The sequence below is a fragment of the Paracraurococcus lichenis genome (assembly GCF_030657435.1).
Classification (GTDB): Bacteria; Pseudomonadota; Alphaproteobacteria; order Acetobacterales; family Acetobacteraceae; genus Paracraurococcus; species Paracraurococcus lichenis.
Genome location: NZ_JAUTWS010000013.1, coordinates 71547 through 89789 on the forward strand (window position 1 = coordinate 71547; position 18243 = coordinate 89789).

At 73.0% G+C, this 18243-nt stretch carries 15 protein-coding genes; 9 read left to right on the top strand and 6 right to left on the bottom strand.

Annotated features, from left to right (window positions below; all coding sequences use genetic code 11):
- On the top strand, positions 1-1245 hold the full coding sequence (locus Q7A36_RS15290; protein WP_305104582.1) for a class I SAM-dependent methyltransferase: 1245 nt from the start codon (positions 1-3) through the stop codon (positions 1243-1245).
- 17 nt (positions 1246-1262) lie between these two features.
- Here the strand turns inward: Q7A36_RS15290 and Q7A36_RS15295 are convergent, their stop codons facing one another.
- Both Q7A36_RS15295 and Q7A36_RS15300 read right to left on the bottom strand, forming a co-directional pair.
- Entirely contained in the window at positions 1263-2822 is a 1560-nt protein-coding gene (locus Q7A36_RS15295; protein WP_305104583.1) for a hypothetical protein, read from the bottom strand.
- Entirely contained in the window at positions 2819-4489 is a 1671-nt protein-coding gene (locus tag Q7A36_RS15300; RefSeq protein ID WP_305104584.1) for a hypothetical protein, read from the bottom strand. The genes Q7A36_RS15295 and Q7A36_RS15300 overlap by 4 nt, the downstream gene beginning before the upstream one ends.
- Positions 4490-4653: 164 nt before the next feature.
- Here Q7A36_RS15300 and Q7A36_RS15305 point away from each other — a divergent pair, with 164 nt between their 5' ends.
- Positions 4654-5814 carry a phytanoyl-CoA dioxygenase family protein gene (locus tag Q7A36_RS15305; RefSeq protein WP_305104585.1) on the top strand — a complete coding sequence of 387 codons (1161 nt, stop codon included), beginning with the start codon at positions 4654-4656 and terminating at the stop codon, positions 5812-5814.
- On the opposite strand, the gene Q7A36_RS15310 is transcribed toward Q7A36_RS15305, so the two are convergent.
- Positions 5811-6560 (bottom strand): ATP-binding cassette domain-containing protein, encoded by a 750-nt coding sequence (locus Q7A36_RS15310; protein ID WP_305104586.1) that lies wholly within the window; start codon positions 6558-6560, stop codon positions 5811-5813. The two genes, Q7A36_RS15305 and Q7A36_RS15310, sit on opposite strands and share 4 nt — an antisense overlap.
- 189 nt (positions 6561-6749) lie before the next feature.
- Between Q7A36_RS15310 and Q7A36_RS15315 the strand changes: the two genes are divergently transcribed.
- Complete coding sequence (locus Q7A36_RS15315) at positions 6750-9065, top strand: TonB-dependent receptor (RefSeq protein ID WP_305104587.1); 2316 nt, start codon at positions 6750-6752, stop codon at positions 9063-9065.
- A gap of 3 nt (positions 9066-9068) precedes the next feature.
- Here the strand turns inward: Q7A36_RS15315 and Q7A36_RS15320 are convergent, their stop codons facing one another.
- Positions 9069-10109, bottom strand: coding sequence for an energy transducer TonB (locus Q7A36_RS15320; RefSeq protein WP_305104588.1), 1041 nt, complete (start codon positions 10107-10109; stop codon positions 9069-9071).
- A gap of 242 nt (positions 10110-10351) precedes the next feature.
- Between Q7A36_RS15320 and Q7A36_RS15325 the strand changes: the two genes are divergently transcribed.
- The 3 genes from Q7A36_RS15325 to Q7A36_RS15335 are packed head-to-tail and all read left to right on the top strand — an operon-like array spanning position 10352 to position 12739.
- On the top strand, positions 10352-11317 hold the full coding sequence (locus Q7A36_RS15325; RefSeq protein ID WP_305104589.1) for an ABC transporter substrate-binding protein: 966 nt from the start codon (positions 10352-10354) through the stop codon (positions 11315-11317).
- Positions 11314-12072 carry an ABC transporter permease gene (locus tag Q7A36_RS15330; RefSeq protein WP_305104590.1) on the top strand — a complete coding sequence of 253 codons (759 nt, stop codon included), beginning with the start codon at positions 11314-11316 and terminating at the stop codon, positions 12070-12072. The genes Q7A36_RS15325 and Q7A36_RS15330 overlap by 4 nt, the downstream gene beginning before the upstream one ends.
- Complete coding sequence (locus tag Q7A36_RS15335; RefSeq protein ID WP_305104591.1) at positions 12056-12739, top strand: ABC transporter ATP-binding protein; 684 nt, start codon at positions 12056-12058, stop codon at positions 12737-12739. Before Q7A36_RS15330 ends, Q7A36_RS15335 begins: the two co-directional genes overlap by 17 nt.
- Here the strand turns inward: Q7A36_RS15335 and Q7A36_RS15340 are convergent.
- On the bottom strand, positions 12729-13691 hold the full coding sequence (locus Q7A36_RS15340) for a PQQ-dependent catabolism-associated beta-propeller protein (protein ID WP_305104592.1): 963 nt from the start codon (positions 13689-13691) through the stop codon (positions 12729-12731). The two genes, Q7A36_RS15335 and Q7A36_RS15340, sit on opposite strands and share 11 nt — an antisense overlap.
- A 9-nt stretch (positions 13692-13700) precedes the next feature.
- Entirely contained in the window at positions 13701-14873 is a 1173-nt protein-coding gene (locus Q7A36_RS15345) for an ABC transporter substrate-binding protein (protein WP_305104593.1), read from the bottom strand.
- Between the two features lie 167 nt (positions 14874-15040).
- On the opposite strand from Q7A36_RS15345, the gene pedF reads away from it, so the two are divergent.
- From pedF to Q7A36_RS15360, 3 genes are all read left to right on the top strand, one after another.
- Positions 15041-15466 carry a cytochrome c-550 PedF gene (gene pedF, locus Q7A36_RS15350; protein WP_305104594.1) on the top strand — a complete coding sequence of 142 codons (426 nt, stop codon included), beginning with the start codon at positions 15041-15043 and terminating at the stop codon, positions 15464-15466.
- A complete protein-coding gene (locus tag Q7A36_RS15355; RefSeq protein WP_305104595.1) occupies positions 15466-16314 on the top strand; it encodes a substrate-binding periplasmic protein in 849 nt (282 codons plus the stop codon). The genes pedF and Q7A36_RS15355 overlap by 1 nt, the downstream gene beginning before the upstream one ends.
- Positions 16315-16433: 119 nt before the next feature.
- Positions 16434-18227, top strand: a complete 1794-nt coding sequence (locus tag Q7A36_RS15360) for a PQQ-dependent methanol/ethanol family dehydrogenase (protein ID WP_305104596.1) — start codon at positions 16434-16436, stop codon at positions 18225-18227.
- The last annotated feature ends 16 nt before the right edge of the window (positions 18228-18243 follow it).

The following is an 18243-nucleotide window of genomic DNA, read 5'->3' on the forward strand; positions in this document are numbered from 1 at the left end:
TTGCCCGACATCATGGAAGCGGCCCCCGGCCGCTTCGCCAACCCGCTGACGCTGCGGCCGGGCGAGCGGGGCTGCTGCCCCGCCTGCGGCGGCCGCGCGCTGCTGCCGGTGCTGCGCATGGAGCGCGTGCCGACCAACAGTTGCCTGATGCTCGGCACGCCGGCGGAGGCGCGCGCCTATCCGCGCGGCGAGATCGACCTCGTCTTCTGCGAGGAATGCTGCTTCGTCTTCAACCGCGCCCTCGACCCGAAGCTGACGGAATATTCCGACCGCTACGAGCCGACCCAGGGCTACAGCCCGACCTTCCGCCGCTTCCACCAGGACCTGGCGGCGCGGCTGGTGGCGGAGACGGGTCTGCGCGGCGGCACCGTGGTCGAGGTCGGCTGCGGCCAGGGCGAGTTCCTGCACCTGCTCTGCCGCCTCTCCGGCGCCCGCGGTATCGGCTTCGACCCCTGCCTCAGCGAGGCCCGCGCCGACGTAGTGCAGGACCGGGCGGAGGGCGTGCAGCTTCGCGGCGAGTTCTTCTCCGACCGGTCGGCGGAAGGGCTGCAGGCGGACCTGCTGGTCAGCAAGATGACGCTGGAGCACATCCCCTCGGCCGGCCGCTTCGCCGCGCTGGCCGAGCAGGTGGCGCGGCAATCGGCGCCGGGGATGCAGATCTTCATCCAGATCCCGGAATGCGAGCGCATCTTCGCGCATGGCGCCTTCGAGGATGTTTACTACGAGCACTGCAACTACTTCACCGAGGCCTCGCTCACCGCGCTCTTCGCGCGCCACGGCTTCGCCATCGAGGGCGTGACGCGGGAATATGCCGGGCAATACCTGGCGATCCGCGGCCGCTACACCGGCCGGCCCGGCCCGGGCGTGAGCGAGGCCGAGCGGGCCCGGCTGCGCGCCATGCTCGAGCATTTCCGCGATGTCTGCACGGCGCAGATCGCGCAGTGGCGGGCGCTGGTGGAGCAGCGGCGCAGCGAGGGCAAGCCGGTGGTGGTCTGGGGCTCCGGTTCCAAGGGCGTCTCCTTCCTCACCGCCATCGGCGGCGGCGAGGGCGTCTCCCATGTCGTGGATATCAACCCGCACCGGCAGGGCCACTTCATGGTGGGCACCGGCCATCCGATCGTCGGGCCGGATGCGCTGCGGGAGATCCGGCCGGCGACGGTGATCGTCATGAACGCCGTCTACCGGGAGGAGGTCGCGGCCGACCTCAAGGCCCGCGGGCTGGAGCCGGAACTGCTCGCGCTCTGACCCGCGATGGCGGGGCCTCAGGGCCCCGCCACGTGCAGCGCCTCCGGCCGCACGCGGTACAGCACCCAGCCGGGGAAGGCCTGCTCCCGTACCACCAGCGGGGAGTGGTCCAGCGCCGCGACATAGGCCGGGGCGCGCACCAGGATCAGGCGGATGTCGCGGCGGCGCAGCGCCTCGGCATCGCCGCCCGCGGCCAGGGCGAAGCGGTCCGACTGGTAACGCAGGACCTTCTCCGGGTCGCGTGCTTCCGGCAGCCCGTCGGTGAAGGGCATGGCGAGCGCGACCTCCTGCGCCGGCGCATCGACGCTGAGCACGATGCGCTCCGGCACGGTGGAGCCGGTGAGCACGTCGAGGAAGTCGATCTGCCCTTTCGCGTCGACCAGCGCCTGCCCGCCGAGCCGGTCAAGCTCGTCGCGCAGATGCAGGCCGATCGCGCGCTCCGCCCGGACCTCGCCCGTCTCCCAGGAGAAGCGCGCGCGATCGGCGATGCGGAGGTCGCGCAGGACCAGCGGGCCGAGCGCGGCCAGCGCCAGGGCGCCGAGCGCCCAGCGCCGCCAGGCGAAGCCGCGCAGCCGCGCGGCGATGTGCGTCAGCGCCGCTGCCTCGAAGGGCAGCAGCAGCAGGACCCAGAGGCTCGCCTGCCGCCAGCTTGCCGCCATGGTGATGCTGAGCGAGGCGAAGGTGACGGCGCTGATCACCGGCAGCGGCAGCCAGACCAGCCAGAGCCAGCGGCGCAGCGCCGCATCGCCTCGCGCCTGCCGCCACATCATCCAGAGGCCGAGCAGCAGCAGCGGGTTGTAGGCGAGGCTGCGCAGGAACTGCGTGAGCGGCAGGTTGCGCAACGCATTCGCATGGTTGTGGCCATACATCGCCAGGTATTGCTGGCTGGTGATGCCGAGGTTCTCCAGCGAGCCGAACCAGAGGAAGGAATCGAGGACCCAGAGCACCGGGAAGGCCGCGAGGATGCCGCCCGCGGCGACATAGGTGCCAAGGCCGAGTTCCCTCCTCGCCAGCAGCCAGGTGAGGTAGAGGCCGAGCACCACGCCGAAGAACATCGCCTCGTAGCGCACGGTCTGGGCGACGAGCACCAGCAGGCAGGACCAGAGCAGCGCCGCGGTCCGGCCGCTGCGGAGCCAGTGCAGCAGCAGCAGCGCCCCGCCGCCCTGGGCCAGCAGGTAGTACATATCGGACATGGGCGTGGTGCCGAAGATCAGCCGGTCCGGCAGCAGCACCGCGAGCGCCGCCGTCACCACCGCCACCGCGGCCGGGGCGAAGAGCGCGCGCGACAGCGCGACCAGCACCAGCACCATGGCAAGGCCCGCGATGCCGATCAGCAGCCGCGGCGCGACGAAGACATCGGGGTAGAGGCGCAGGAAGCCGCCGACCACCAGCTTGTAGAAGGGCGGCCAGATCCAGGGCTCGAGCGCGTTCCGCCAGGAGAGTTCCCAGGCCATGAGCGAGCGGGCGCTCTCATCCGCCTCCAGCCGGTAGAAGCCGGAGAGCAGGAGCCCGAGTTGCAGCAGCACGGCGCCGCCGAGGATGAGGGCGATCGCCCTGGTGGGAAAGGTGCGGTTCATGCTTCTCCGTCTCGGTTGCGCCCGGCCGCGGCGCGCCGGCGCGGCACGGCCCAGCCGAGCAACAGCCAGAGCGGGATGGCGGTTGCGCTGACGCCCCAGCCGATGCGCTCCTCCTTCGTCGGGATGCGCACGACCGTGACATCGACCGCGCCCGCCGGCAGGTCGAGGCGCAGCAGGCCGCTCGCCGGGTCCGTCGCCAGCGCCGCCGCGGTGCCGGCGGCGGCCCAGCCGGGGAAGGCCAGTTGCGGCAGCAGCAGGCTCGCCGGCGCCGCGAGACTGCCCGTGACATGCAGGTGGTCCGGCGGCACCCTCTCGGTGACGAGGCCGGGCACCGCCGCCCCTGCCAGCCGCACGGCGAGCAGCGCGTCGGTGCCCGCATCCTCCGCCCGCCAGCCCGCCCTTGTTGCCGCGCGCGGGGCATATTCCGGCGGGTTGCGGGACGGCAGCGGGCGGGGCCCGGCGGCCTCGATCCGCAGCCGCGTCCAGTCGTAGCGCGCGAGTTCCGGCAGCCTCGCGGTGACGGCGCTGAAGGGGATCCAGAGTGCCGCGGCGGCGAAGGCCAGCGCGGCGGCGGGGGCGAGGCGGCCGCCGCCATCCGGCGCATCCAGCCGCCGCGCGAGCAGCACGGCCCAGAGGGCGACGGCGAAGGGCATCAGCCGCCAGGGGAACTGCACCGCCCGCAGCGGCGGCAACAGCACCCAGGCCGGCCAGGAGAGCCGCGTCATCAGCAGGCAGAGCGCGCCGAAGAGCAACGCCGGCCCGCGCAGCCGCCGGTCCCGCCAGGGTCGCGCCAGCAGCGCCGTGGCGATCATGACCAGCAGCCCCGCATTCATCAGCCAGAACTGCACCGGTGCCTTGGGCGGCCGTGCCGGCTCGAGCAGGAAGTGCCCGGACCAGGTCGTCAGCCCCCCGGTCTCCCAGCCCGCGGCATTGATCTGCGGCAGCAGCAGCAGCGCCGGGAGGAGATAGGCGCCCGCCATCGCCGCGCCGAGGAGGCAGAGCAGCAGCGTTCCCGCGCTGCGCCGCAGCCCATGGCGTGCCGCCGACCAGGCCGGCAGCACGCCGCCCGCCAGCACCGCCATCGGCAGATGCGTCATCACCACCACGGCGAAGGCCGGCGGCAGCCAGCGCCCTGGCCGCCGCGCGCCGGCGGCGGCCAGCGCCAGGAACAGCGCGGCGGTGCCCGCCATCTCCGCGAAGGCGAAGCGCACCAGCGGGTTGACCAGCATGTCATAGGTCTGCAGGGCCGCCAGCGCGGTCCCGGCCATGGCGGCGCGGGGCGAGGCCTCCTGCCGCAACCAGGCATAGGCGAAGGCGCAGCAGGCCAGGCGGAACAGCAGCGCCGCGGCGACCAGCGCCTGCGCCGTGTCGAGGCCGAGCGCCGCCTGCACCGCGCTGCCGATCCAGTAGGCGCCCGGTGGGTAGAAGAGGAAGACGGGGCTGCCGAAGGTACGGTTGCCCTCCATCAGCCAACGCGGCCACCACTCGCCCTGGGCGATCGCCGCGCGCATGCCGTGCAGCCAGAGCAGCGCGGCGCCGGTATCCTGGCCGCTGCTGGCGAAGCTGCCGGGCAGGCCGACCGCCAGCAGCGGGCCCGCCGCGGCCGCCAGCGCGACGAGGCCCCAGGCGAGGACATGCGGGAACCTGCCGGGGCCGGGGAGGGACACGCTGCGATGCCGCACAGGACTGCCGAACCATGCTTGGCACGACTGTCGCGCCCGACCCACTCACAAGCGGTAGCGACCCCGCGTCATGGTCGGTCGGTTGTCAGGCGCGACCGGCCGGGCCTATCGTCCCCCCATCCGCTGGCGACGGTGGGGAAGGGAACGTCATGAACAAGCCGATCACGCGGCTCGAGGTCGATTACGGCCCGGAACAGGCCGCCATGCAGGCCTATCTGCGGGAGGGCGAGCGGCGCGCCTTCGCCCTCGGCAACCGCGGCCCGATCCGCTTCGGCACGGATGGCCGCATCCACCCCGACATCCTGGAGGCCTATTGGCGCTGCGGCTTCTACGTCTTCGAGGGCGTGCTGGGCGCCGAGGAACTCGCCGATATCGAGGCCGACATCCACGCCATCCAGGACCGGCTGCCGAGCGAGCGCGGCTCGCCGGTGGATGCGAAGGGCCGTCCTGCACTGGCCGCCGACTGCGAGGCGCCGGTGCTGTTCTGGTCCCGCCCCCTGGGCGATCCCATGGGCGGCACCCAGGCCGCGAATGGCCGCCATCCCGTCAAGATGTTCGAGCCCAGGGCGAGCGAGGACGCGCCGAAGGAGATCGTCTACCTCATCCTCGGTACACTGCAGTTCTCCGAGGCGCATCTGCGCCTCTACGGCCATCCCGGGCTGCTGGCGATGGCGGCGGCGGTGAACGGCGACGACTTCGTGCCCTTCAACGAGGCGATCTTTATCAAGGAGCCGGGCCGCGGCGCCAGCGTCGCCTGGCACCAGGACGGCGTGACGCATTGGGAGAGCCCCGACCTCGATGCGGGCTCGCATGGCTTCAACTTCATGGCGCAGCTCTATGGCTGCACGGCCGCGAACGGCGTCTGGGTGGTGCCGGGCTCGCACCGGCGCGGCAGGGCCGACATCAGGGCGATGGTCGCCGCCGCGGGGACGGAGCGGCTGCCGGAGGCCGTGCCGATCATCTGCCGCCCGGGCGATGTCGCCATCACCAACCGGCAGACGGTGCATGGCAGCTTCGCCAATACCTCGCCGGACTGGCGCGTGACGCTGAATTTCGGCTTTCACCGGCGGCGATCGGTGCTGGGCGTCACCGGCGGCGGCGTGCACAACGCGCCTGCGGTCTATGACGAGGCCCGCATCCGCGAGCGCGCCCGCGTCATCGGCTATGCGATCGACGCCCGCCGCCGGCGCTTCCCCGCGGAGACCCCCCATGTCTACCGCCCGCATGCCGAGGCCGGTGAGACCTGGCGCTGGGACGCGGCGGCGAAGGCCGGGATGAAGGACTACAACCTGCTCGATCTCAGCATCTAGCGCGCCGCGGCGGGCGCGGTCAGGGCGGCGAAGGCCTCGGGCAGGTCCTTCGCCGCGGCCTGCGCCAGCACCCCGGCGACCGGACCCTCGGCACGCACGCGGCCCTCGGCCAGCATCACCACGCGCGCTTCCTCGGGCACCTCCTCGATCAGGTGCGTCGCCCAGAGCACCGCGAGACCCTCGGCGCAGAGCGCGCGGACATGCCGGCGCACCGCCGCGCGGCTCGGCATGTCGAGGCCGGTGGTCGCCTCGTCCAGCAGCAGCAGCGCGGGCCGGGTGATCAGCGCACGCGCCACCTCCGCCCGCCGCCGCTGCCCGCCCGAGAGCGCGCGCACCGGGCTGGCGATGCGGTCCGCCAGCTCCACGCGCTCCAGCTCGTGCAGCGCGCGGCGCCGTGCCTCCGCCCGCGGCAGGCCGTGCAGCGCGCCGTGGTAGAGCAGGTTCTCGATCACCGATATGTCGGGATCGAGCGTCGGCTGCTGGAACACCACGCCGAGCCGCGCCAGCGCCGCGCCGGGCGAGTCGCGCATCGCCGTCCCGAAGATCCGCACGCTGCCCGGCGGCTTCGCGTCGAACAATCGCGTGATGAGGGCGAAGAGCGTGCTCTTGCCCGCGCCGTTCGGGCCGAGCAGCACGGCGAATTCGCCGGGCATGACGCGGAAGGCGACCTCGTGCAGCACCGTGCGCGGGCCATAGGCGAAGGAGAGGCGCGATACTTCCAGCGCCGGGATGCTCTCATCGGCCATGTCGGATTGCGGACGCCTCTTCTCCCCTGCGGCGGCACCATCCCGCGGCACAGCGCGTCGGGCAAGCCTGTCACCCTCGGACCATTGTGCTATTCGATCGATGGCATCCGCGTGGTTGCTTGCCGACATACGCAGGCTGGGGGGATCATGACCGAGAAGGAGGGATGCGGGCCTCGGCCCGCAGAGGCGGTGTCGTGGCTGGGCCTCAGCCTCGCGGGGCTGCTCGCGGCGATGCCGTCGGCCATGGCGCAGGAGGCGCCGGCGGCCGCCACCCTGCCGGTGGTCGAGGCGGTGGGGACCACGCCGCTGTCAGCCGGCGGCGTGCCGCGCGACCGGATCCCGGCGAATACCCGCGGCTTCTCCGCTGCCGACCTGGCGCGCGAGGGGCGGCCGGACCTGGTGGACACACTCGTCCGACTCTCTGCCGGCGTCGCGGTGAACGACGCGCAGGGCAATCCCTTCGCGCCCGACGTCACCTATCGCGGCTTCACCGCCTCGCCGCTCGTCGGCACGCCGCAGGGCCTCGCGGTCTACCAGAACGGCATGCGCATCAACGAGGCCTTCGGCGACACGGTGAACTGGGACCTGATCCCGGCCAATGCCATCCGCTCGGTGGACCTGCTGGGCAGCAACCCCGTCTTCGGCCTGAATGCCATCGGCGGCGCACTCGCCCTGCGCATGAAGACCGGCTTCGACTCGCCGGGCGCGCGCCTCGACATCTCCGGCGGCTCCTTCGGCCGCGTCGCCGGCGGATTGGAATACGGCAAGCAGGTCGGCAATGCCGCGGCCTATCTGGCGCTGGAGGCGCTGAACGAGGATGGCTGGCGGCGCTACTCGCCCTCCCGCCTCCGCCGGCTCTACGGCGATGTCGGGGTGCGCGGGGAGAATGCGACCTTCAACATCTCGATCGGCGCGGGCAGCAACCTGCTGAGCGGCAACGGGCCGACGCCGGTGCAGATCCTCTCGGCCAATCGCCGCGACGTCTTCACCTGGCCCGACCGCACCAGCAACCGCATGACGATGCTGCAGGCGCGCGGGACCTATGAACTGGCGCCGGCCTGGACGCTGGAGGCCAATGCCTACGTCCGCAGCTTCCGCCAGCGGACGATCAATGCCGACATCGCGGAGATCGGCGGCTGCGGCGACGACGACCTGGCCGGCCTGCTCTGCTTCGACGGCACCCAGCCGGTGCAGGCGCGGGGGGGCGGAACGCTGGGCACCGACCTGCTGGGCGACGGGGTCGCGGGGGTGGTCAACCGCACCGGCACCAATACGCTGGGCGCCGGCGGCACGGCGCAGATCGTCTCGACCGAGCCCATCCTCGGGCGCCCGGCGCGCGTGGTCTTCGGCGCCAGCTACGACCATGCCGACACGGATTTCTACGGCAGCACCGAATTCGGCACCGTCACGCCGGACCGCACCGTCGCGGGCAGCGGCATCCTGGTGGATTCGCCCGCCGCCGGCATCGCCGCCGTGCAGCTCAAATCCACCACCAGCTATTGGGGTGTCTTCGGCACCGGCACGCTGGAGTTGACGCCGCGCCTCTCCGCCACCATCGGCGGTCGCTTCAACACCGCGCGCATCGAATTGCGCGACCGCATCGGCACAGCCCTGAACGGCGACCACGATTACTCCCGATTCAACCCGGCCGCGGGCCTCACCTGGCGCGCGCTGGATCGGGTGACCGCCTATGCCGGCTATGCCGAGGCGAACCGCGCACCGACGCCGGCCGAACTCGCCTGCGCCGACCCGTTGCTGCCCTGCACGCTCGGCGCCTTCTTCCTCTCCGACCCGTCGCTGAAGCAGGTGGTCAGCCGCACCTGGGAAGGCGGGCTCCGCGGCACCCTGCCGCCGACCTGGCTCGGTGGCCGCACCACCTGGAATCTCGGCGTCTTCCGCACCGACCTGACCGACGACATCCTGCTGGTGCAGAGCGAGATCCAGGGCCGCGGCTTCTTCCGCAATGCCGGCGACACGCGCCGGCAGGGCGTCGAGGCCGGGATCGGCTGGCGCGGCGAGCGGCTGGCCGTCAGCCTCGACTACGCCTTCATCGATGCGACCTTCCGCACGGCGCAGCGGCTGCCGAGCCCGAACAATCCCTTCGCTGATGCCGATGGCGCCATCCCGGTGGAACGCGGCGACCGCATCCCCGGCATCCCGCGCCAAAGGCTGCGGCTGGATGCGGAATGGCGCGCGACGGAATGGTGGCGCATCGGCGGCAACATCGTCTTCAACAGCGAGCAGTACCTGCGGGGAGACGAGGCGAATCTGCTGAAGCCGCTTGCCGGCTATGCCGTGGTGAACCTGCGCACCGCGGTCAGCATCGGCCCGGGCGTCGAGGTCTACGGCATCGTCCGCAACCTCTTCGACCAGCACTATTCGACCTTCGGCACCTTCTACAACCTGGAGACGGCGAGCGCGCTGAACCCGTCGCTGACCGACCCGCGCACGGTGACGCCCGGCCTGCCGCGGGCCTTCTATGGCGGGCTGCGCTTCAGCTTCTGAGCGTCATTCGTCGAGGCGGAAGCGCACCGGCACCTCGACCCAGGCCTCGATCGCGCGCCCGTTCTGCAGCGCGGGCGCGATCTCCCAGCGGCGCGCCGCGGCCTGCGCGGCCTCGTCCAGCCAGCGGTTGCCGGCGGAGCGCAGCAGCCGGATCTCGAGCGTCGTGCCGTCGGCCCCGACGCGCAGGCGGAGCAGCGCGGTGCCTTCGATGCCGGCCTCCCGCGCGCGGTCGGGATAGGTGGGCGGCGCCGGCGGGCGGCGGAAGCGCGGCTGGCCGGAGAGCACGGGGATCGCCGCCGGCTCGGGTGCGGCCGGGGCAGGGACCGGCATGGCGGCCGGCTGCGGCGCGGCGGTGGGCGGCGTGGCGGCGTGTGGCGCGGCGGCAGGCGGGGCCGTGGCGGCGCGCCGCGGGGCGGGCGGCGGCAGCGGCGGTGGCAATGGCAGGACCGCCTGTTCCACCGCCGCCGGCTCGGGCGCCGGGCGGAGCGGCACGGGCAGGGCGGCGACCTGCATCGGCGGATCGGGCGGTGTCGCCGCGGGCGGTTCCTCGGGTGGCGGCATCGGCTCCGGCAGGGCCGCAAGCTGCACCGGTGGTTGCGGCGGCGCGGCTTCGGCCGCTGCGGTCGGCTCCGGGGCGAAGAGCGTTGCCGGATCCGGCGGCGGTTCCGCGGCCTCCATCGCCGGGAACGATAGCGGCGGCAGGGGCGGTTCCGCCGGCGGCGCGGGCGCGGCCTGCTGCAGCGCGCCGAGGAGTTGCGTCGCCAGCGCATCCTCGGGCTCCGTGCCCTCGGCGGCGAGCGGCGCCAGCGTGGCGACCGCGGCGGACTGCCCGGGGGCTTCGGGGGGCGCGACATCGGCGGGCGCATCCGTGGCCGGCAGCCACACCATCTCCAGCGCCGCCTCGGCGCCCGGCGGCGAGGGCAGGGTGCGCCAGGCGAGCGCGACTGCCACCACCGCACCCGCCGCCCCATGCAGCACGAGCGACGCGGCCAGCCCGCTGCCGAGCGCGGAGGCGCGTCGCGTCGGGCGCTGCCGCTGCCGCATGGTCGTTCACTCCCCCCACGCGCATCCCGCTGGTTCCGGCCGGTACGCGATGCGCTATGCTGCGACAGCGGCGCCGGGCTGTCCAACCGGAACCTTGGTCGGATGCCACGCCGTGCAACTCGCACGACTGCGGGACCGGCGCGCATATCGTCTGTGCATTGCCGCCCGCGCGGCCAAAGAATGGGGCTGGCGGGGGTGCCGCGCGGGTGCATCCTTGGCCCAGGAATCACGGGAGGGGACGCTTGCGAAGACGTGATCTGGCGCCGCTCCTCGCCGCGCTGGCGTTGCCGGCGGGCGCGGCGGAGCCGCCGCTGATCCGCATCGGCGTGCTGAAATTCGGCACCGTCGCCTGGGAGTTGCAGGTCATCGCGCGGCACGGCCTTGCCGCCGCCAACGGCATCCGCATCGAGGCCGTGGAACTGGCGGGCAACGAGGCGACGCGCGTCGCACTGCAGGCCCGCAGCGTCGATGTCATCGTTGGTGACTGGCTCTTCGTCTCCCGCCAGCGGGCGGAGGGGCAGCCGCTCGCCTTCGCGCCCTTCTCCACCGCCGTCGCGGCGCTGATGGTGCCGCCGAAATCCTCGGCGTCTTCGCTGCGCGACCTGAAGGGCAGACGCGTCGGCGTCTCCGGCGGGCCGCTCGACAAGGCCTGGCTGCTGCTGGTCGCGGAGGGCCGGCGCCAGGGCATCGACCTGGTGGCGGAGGCCGAGCCGGTCTTCGGCGCGCCGCCGCTGCTGGCCGAGAAGCTCCGCCGGCAGGAGATGGAGGCGGCGCTGCTCTACTGGAATTTCGCCGCTGCCCTGGAGGCCGAGGGCCACCGGGAGTTGCTGCCGATCGACGCGGTGGAGCGCGCGCTCGGCGCCGCCGGGCCGGTCGCCATGATCGGCCATGTCTTCGATGAGCGCTGGGCGCAGGGCAATCGCGCGGCGATCGACGGCTTCCTGCGCGCGAGCGGCGCGGCCAAGGCCATCCTCGCCGAGAAGGATGCGGAGTGGGAGGCGCTGCGCCCGCTGATGCGCGCGGAGTCCGAGGCCGCCTTCCTGCGGCTGCGCGACCGCTTCCGCAGCGGCATCCCGCGCCGCCCGGTGCAGGCGGAGGAGGCGGATGCCGCGCGGCTCTACGCGGTGGTGGCGGAACTCGGCGGGCCGCGCCTGGTCGGCCGCGCCACGACGCTCTCCCCCGGTACCTTCTGGCGCGCCAGCGAATGAGCCGTCTGGGCCTGCCCGCGCTCCGCCTCGCCTCGGCGCTCGCCTTCCTGCTGCTCTGGTGGGCGCTGGCGACGGCTGCGGCCGACCGCGCGCTGCCGGGGCCGCTCGCCGTGCTCGCCGCGCTGCGGGAGGAGATCGCGGCCGGCGCGCTGATCCCCGCCGTGCTGGCGACGCTGGCGCGCGTCGCCGCCGCCTTCCTGCTCGCCATGACGCTCGGCAGCGCCATCGGCTACATGATGGGCCGCCACCGCGCCACCGATGCCGCGCTCGACCCCTGGGTGCTGCTGCTGCTGAACATCCCGGCGCTGGTCATCATCCTGCTGGCCTATGTCTGGTGCGGCCAGACCGAGGCCGCGGCGATCGGCGCGGTCGCGCTGGCGAAGCTGCCGAACGTCATCGTGGTGGTGCGGGAGGGCGCGCGCACCCTCGATCCCGCGCTGGACGAGGTCGCGCGCGTCTATCGCCTCGGCCCCTGGACGCGGCTGCGGGAGGTGGTGCTGCCGCAGCTCTCGCCCTTTCTCGCTGCCGCGGCGCGCTCGGGCCTCGCCATCCTCTGGAAGATCGTGCTGGTGGTGGAGCTGCTGGGCCGGCCGAGCGGCGTCGGCTTCGAACTCAACATGCGCTTCCAGCTCTTCGACGTGGCCGGCCTGCTGGCCTATTCGCTGGCCTTCGCCGCGGTCATGCTGGCGGTGGAAGGCGTGCTGATGCAGCCGGCGGAACGCCGCGCACGGGCCTGGCGTGGCGCCGCTGCTTGAGCTGACGATCCGGCGCAAGCTGTACCGCCGCACCGGCGCTCCGCCGGTGGAGGCGGTGCGCGACCTCGTGCTCGGCTTCCCCACCGGCACCGTGACAGCGCTGCTCGGCCCCTCCGGCTGCGGCAAGACGACGGCGCTGCGCATCCTGATGGGGCTCGATCAGGACTACGAGGGCGAGGTACGGTACCGGCCGCAGCGCCTGGGCGTGGTGTTCCAGGAGCCGCGGCTGCTGCCCTGGCGGACGCTCGGCGACAACATGCGCATCGTCGCCGCGGCCGCGGGCCTGCCGGAACCGCCGGTGGAGGCGCTGCTGGCGCGCGTCGGCCTCGCGGGCTGGGCGGGGCACCTGCCGCGCGAGCTCTCGCTCGGGATGGCGCGGCGCGCCGCGATCGCGCGCGCCCTGGCGGTGGAGCCGGAGCTGCTGGTGCTGGACGAGCCCTTCGTCTCGCTGGACGAGGCGACGGCGGCGCAGCTCCGCGCCCTGGTCGCCGAGGTGCTGGCGGAGCGCCGCGCCACCGCCGTGCTGGTGACGCATGCGCTCGAGGATGCGGCGGAGCTTGCCGACCGCGTCGCCGTGCTCTCGCCCCGGCCGGCGCGGCTGCTGCGGCTGGTGGAGGTGCCGCGCGGCGACGTGGCGGGACTGCGGGCGGCGCTGGCTACGGCGTAGCGCGGATGGCCGCACCCCAGGGGAAGCGGCCGACCTTGATGGTCTTCGTCACCCGCCGCGCCTTCACGTCGATGACGGAGACGTCGCCGGAGACGCCGTTGGTGGTGAAGACCAGATCCTCCTCCGGCGTCATGGCCAGGTGCCAGACGCGGCGGCCGACCAGCAGATAGCCCTGCACCTGCAGGCTCTTCGCGTCCACGATCGCCACGCGGTTGGCCGGGCCGAGGGCGACGAAGGCCAGCGTGCCGTCGCGCGTCATGCGGATGCCGACGGGCTGGATCTGGTCGGCCGGCACGCCGCGGACCTCGAAGCGGATGCTGCCGATGGCCTCGCGCTTCGCCGTATCGATCACCGTGACGCTGCCGCCGATCTCGGACGAGACCCAGAGCCGCGTGCCGTCGGCGCTGAACTCGGCATGCCGCGGCCGCTCCCCGACCGGGATGTTCGCCACGACCTTCAGCGAGGCCGTGTCGATGACATGGGCCATGTTGGAGGTCTCGGCGGTGACGACGGCGATCCGCCCGTCCGGCGAGACCGCCATGCCCTCCGGCTCCACCCCGACATCGACCTGCCCGAGCACCGCGCGCCGCTCGACATCCACCACCGTCGAGACTGCGTCGTCCTCGTTGGCGACCCAGAGGCGCTTGCCATCGGGCGAGAGAGCGAATTGCTCAGGATCGCGGCCGGCCGGCAGGTCGTGCAGCAGCTTGCCGGTCGCGGGATCGATCACCTGCACCGCATCGGATTCGCTGGCGCAGACATAGAGCCGGCTGCCGTCGGGCGAGAGCAGCACGCCGCGCGGCCGCCGCCCGACGCGGAACGTCCGCGTCACCTCCAGCGTCTTCGTGTCGATGACGCTGACGGTGTTGTCGCGCTCGTTGCTGACGAAGAGCTCATGCGCACCGGCGGCCGATGGCGCGAGCAGGGCGAGGAGGAGGAGCAGGCGGCGCATGGCGTCCTTTCAGCGGCGGCAGGCCGTCTCGGGCTCGTCGGGGCCGAGCGTGTCGAGCTCCGTCCGGCGATGCAGGTAGCCCTCCAGCGGCGCGACGGCGACCACCGCGCCCGGCATGGCGAGCTGGATCGGCTGGCGGAGCTGCCCGTCCCAGGGCCGGAAGGAGAGCGGGCGGCCCTTGAAGCCGGCGAAGCTGAAGCCCGGCGCACGCAGCGCGGCGCCGACCCTGGCGGGCTCCGCGCTGCCGGCCGCGGTCGCCGCCTGCGCCACGGCGCGCATCGCCGCCCAGGCGGACCAGTCGATGCCGGTCATCGGCCGTCCCGCCTGGCGCTCGAAGCGGTTCTGCAATTGCGTCGCGCCCCATTGCTCGGCCGCCGGCGACCAGGCGACCGGCTCGAGGCCCGCCGAGCCCGCGACCGGCCGCGGCAGCCAGGTATTGTAGGGGACGAAGCGGGCGAAATCCTTCCAGGCATCGGCGACCAGGACCATGTCGTAGTCCGGGCCCTGCGTCAGCACCGGCATCTCGGCCGCTGCCGTGTCGCGCAGGTCGGCGCCGTCGGTGCCGAAGCGCTTCTCGCCCACGATGCGCTGGTTGAACTTGCGCGCGGCGAGCCGCAGCGCCTCCGCCCAGGCCGCGTCCTCCGGCGTCTGGCCCAGCACCAGGAAGAGCTTCGACCAGCGGCGGCGTGCGGCGAACTGCATCACCGCATCCGCCAGCATGGCGCGGGAGGGATGCACGTGCAGCAGGTTGCGCCGGCATTCGGCGCCGCGCAGCGCATCCTCCGGCGCCGCCGCGTTCAGCACGGTCAGGTCGCGCGCCTCCGGCAGGTCCGCCAGGCGCAGCAGGTCGGCGGCCGGCAGGTTGGCGAGGATGGCGGCCGGCATCGCCTCGGCCAGTGCCGCGCGCAGCGCTTCGGCGAGGTCGGCGCCGGGCTCCAGCACACGCTCCGCCAGGGTGACGCGCTGGCCGATGAGGCGCCCCGCCGCCATCGCATCGGCAAGGCCGAGCCGCGCGCCCTGCAGCCCGGCATCCGTCGGCGGCAGGTCGAGCGAGGAGAGGGTCGCCGGACGTTCGATGCTGCGCTCGAGATAGAGGATCGGGATGTCGCGCGTCGCCGCCGGCTGCGCCGCCGCGGCCATGCCCCAGAGCAGCGCGGCCAGGATGGCCAGACTGCGCGTCATGCGGTTCCCCCCGTGCATGGGCGGAGACTATGCCGCGCCCCGGCGGCGGCGGATAGGACCAATGGCGGAGCCTCGCCCGCCGGCATTTTGGACCAATGGGCAATGGGGCGTCCCGCAGGCCGCCTGTAGGGTCCGCGGCAACGTCAGGATCGTAGCGGGAGAACAGAATGCGTCGCAGCCGCCTTGCCGTCGTCGTCATCGCAGGCCTGGCCGCGGCCCTGCCTGCAACGCGCCCATCGGCGCATGGCGACGTCACCCCGCAGCCCGTCGACACCACCGAGCTCGAGCCGCTCGGCGAGGACTGGCGGGAGCAGAATCCCTATAGCGGCAATGCGCTGGCGATCCGCATCGGCAGCTCCGGCTACAACCAGAACTGCGCTCGCTGCCATGGGCTGGAGGTGATCTCCGGCGGCCTCGCCCCCGACCTGCGCTACCTCGAGAAGGGGCGCGAGGGCGACGAGTGGTTCCTGCAGCGCGTGCGCCATGGCGCGACGCAGAACGGCATCACCCGGATGCCGGCCTTCGAGGGCGTGCTGAGCCAGGAGGCGCTCTGGTCCATCCGCGCCTTCATCGAGTCGAAGCACGAGGGCTGATGCGCCCCTCCCTCCCGCGACGCGGGCTGCTGGCCGCGGCGGCGGCCCTGGCGGCGCCGCGCGTGCTGGCGCGGCCGCTGGACGAGGCGCGCGACAGCGGCTGGCTGCGCATCGCGCTCTACGAGGACTACGCGCCCTTCTCCGCGGTCGAGGCGGGCGTGCCGCGGGGCATCGACGCCGATCTCGGCACCCGCATCGCGCAGGAGCTTGGCCTCGCGCCGCGCTGGCTCACGCGGCAGGCGGGCGAGTCGGTGGACGACGACCTGCGGCTCAATGTCTGGCGCGGCGACCTCACCGGCTCGGGCACCGCCGACCTGATGCTGCATGTCCCGCTGGACCGCGAGCTGGCGCGGCGCAACGACCAGGTCGCCATCTTCGGCGGCTATCTCCGGCACCAGCTCGCCCTCGCCTATGAGGAGGCGCGGACCGGGCCGGAGCCGGGCTTCGAGGTGTTCGAGCGCCTGCCGATCGGCGTCGAGACGGACACCAATTCCGACTTCTACCTGCTCTCGGCCCAGGGCGGCCGGGTGCGCGCGAATGTCCGCCACTACCTGCCCTTCGAGGCCGCGATGGAGGCGCTGCGCGGCGGCGAGGTCGCGGCGGTCATGGCGCAGCGCGGCCAGCTCGAGGGGCATCTGCGCGCGCCGGGCGACGACCGCTTCCGGCTGATGGTGCCGCGCCTGCCCGCGGTCTTCGGCCGCGAATGGACGGTGGGCGCGGCGGTGAAGGCGGACAGCCGTGACCTCGGCTACGCCATCGGCGACGTCCTCGACGCGCTGCGCGAGAGCGGCGAGATCGCCGCCATCTGCCGGCGGCACGGCGTCACCTGGCTGGCGCCGCAGGGATGATGCCGGCTCGTACTATTTGGCTATCGGCGGTGCGGATGGCGCCTCGCTAGGGTGCCGGCGATGCCAGGGGAAGCGGCGCGCCATGGCGCGCCCGGACACCGGGTGCAAGGAGGAATGGGATGAAGCGGTCCAGTGTGCCGATGGTCATCGGCGCCTTCGCGTTGTCGGCGCTGCTGCAGGCGGCGCCGGCGGGCGCGGCCGGCGTCACGGCGGAGGACATCCTCAACGACGCGGCGACGACCAAGGACGTCGTCACCAATGGCCTCGGCCCGCAGGGCCAGCGCTTCAGCCCGCTGGAGGCCATCAACCGCACCAATGTGCGGGAGATGGTGCCGGCCTGGGCCTTCTCCTTCGGCGGCGAGAAGCAGCGCGGGCAGGAGAGCCAGCCGCTGGTGCGCGACGGCGTCATGTACGTCACCGCCTCCTATTCCCGGCTCTATGCGCTGGACGTGAAGACCGGCGCCAAGCTCTGGGAATACAATGCCCGCCTGCCGGAAGGCATCCTCCCCTGCTGCGACGTGGTGAACCGCGGCGCCGCGCTGTTCGGCGAGAAGGTCTATTTCGCCACGCTGGATGCCAAGCTGGTGGCGCTGAACGCGCAGACCGGCCGCGTCGTCTGGACCAAGACCATCGACGACTACCGCGCCGGCTTCTCCAACACCGCCGCGCCGCTGGTGGTGCCGACGAAGACCCGCGGGGCGCTGATCGTCACCGGCGTCTCGGGCGGCGAGTTCGGCATCGTCGGCCGCGTCGAGGCGCGCAATGCCGAGACCGGCGACCTCGTCTGGATGCGCCCGACGATCGAGGGGCATATGGGCATGCTGGACGGCAAGCCCTCCACCATGACCGGCACGAAGAACGCGTCCTGGCCGGGCGACATGTGGCAGCAGGGCGGCGGCGCCACCTGGCTCGGCGGGACCTATGATCCCGACACGCACCGCATCTTCTTCGGCACCGGCAACCCGGCGCCCTGGAACAGCCACCTGCGGCCGGGCGACAACCTCTATACCTCCTCGCGCCTCGCCATCGATCCCGAGACGGGCGAGATCAACTGGCATTTCCAGACCACGCCGAACGACGGCTGGGACTTCGACGGCGTGAACGAGCTGGTCGCCTTCGACCTGCGCAAGGACGGCCAGGTGGTGAAGGCGGCGGCGACGGCCGACCGCAACGGCTTCTTCTACGTCCTGAACCGCGAGAACGGCCGCTTCATCGCCGGCCTGCCCTTCGTGCGCGACATCACCTGGGCCAGCGGCCTCGACGCCAATGGCCGCCCCGTCTTCAACCCGGCCAACCGCCCGGGCAACCCGGCCAGCGCCGCGGCGCCGGCCGGCGGCGGCGTGCCGAAGGGCCAGTCGGTCTTCGCGGTGCCGAGCTTCCTCGGCGGCAAGAACTGGATGCCGATGGCCTATAGCCGGGAGACCGGCTTCTTCTACGTCCCCTCCAACGAGTGGGGCATGGACATCTGGAACGAGCCCATCGCCTACAAGCGCGGCGCGGCCTACCTCGGCGCCGGCTTCACCATCAGGCCGCTCTTCGACCATATCGGCTCGCTGAAGGCGATCGACCCGGCCAGCGGCAAGGTGGTGTGGGAGTACAAGAACAAGGCGCCGCTCTGGGGCGGCGTGCTGACCACCGCCGGCGGCCTCGTCTTCACCGGCACGCCGGAAGGCTTCCTCAAGGCCTTCGACTCCAGGACCGGCGAGGAGCTGTGGTCCTTCCAGACCGGCTCGGGCGTCGTCGGCTCCCCCATCACCTGGGAGCAGGATGGCGAGCAGATGGTCAGCGTGGTGTCCGGCTGGGGCGGCGCCGTGCCGCTCTGGGGCGGCGAGGTGGCGAAGACCGTCGCGCATCTCAGCCAGGGCGGCATGGTCTGGACCTTCCGGATCCCCCGCCGGGTGGCGGCCCGCTGAGCCAGGGAGTACAGGA

Coding starts and splice junctions, on each gene's coding strand:
- Q7A36_RS15295 (WP_305104583.1), bottom strand. CDS start 2,822: ATGAACCGCACCTTTCCCACCAGGGCGATCGCCCTCATCCTCGGCGGC.
- Q7A36_RS15305 (WP_305104585.1), top strand. CDS start 4,654: ATGAACAAGCCGATCACGCGGCTCGAGGTCGATTACGGCCCGGAACAG.
- Q7A36_RS15310 (WP_305104586.1), bottom strand. CDS start 6,560: ATGGCCGATGAGAGCATCCCGGCGCTGGAAGTATCGCGCCTCTCCTTC.
- Q7A36_RS15320 (WP_305104588.1), bottom strand. CDS start 10,109: ATGCGGCAGCGGCAGCGCCCGACGCGACGCGCCTCCGCGCTCGGCAGC.
- Q7A36_RS15330 (WP_305104590.1), top strand. CDS start 11,314: ATGAGCCGTCTGGGCCTGCCCGCGCTCCGCCTCGCCTCGGCGCTCGCC.
- Q7A36_RS15340 (WP_305104592.1), bottom strand. CDS start 13,691: ATGCGCCGCCTGCTCCTCCTCCTCGCCCTGCTCGCGCCATCGGCCGCC.
- Q7A36_RS15345 (WP_305104593.1), bottom strand. CDS start 14,873: ATGACGCGCAGTCTGGCCATCCTGGCCGCGCTGCTCTGGGGCATGGCC.
- pedF (WP_305104594.1), top strand. CDS start 15,041: ATGCGTCGCAGCCGCCTTGCCGTCGTCGTCATCGCAGGCCTGGCCGCG.
- Q7A36_RS15355 (WP_305104595.1), top strand. CDS start 15,466: ATGCGCCCCTCCCTCCCGCGACGCGGGCTGCTGGCCGCGGCGGCGGCC.
- Q7A36_RS15360 (WP_305104596.1), top strand. CDS start 16,434: ATGAAGCGGTCCAGTGTGCCGATGGTCATCGGCGCCTTCGCGTTGTCG.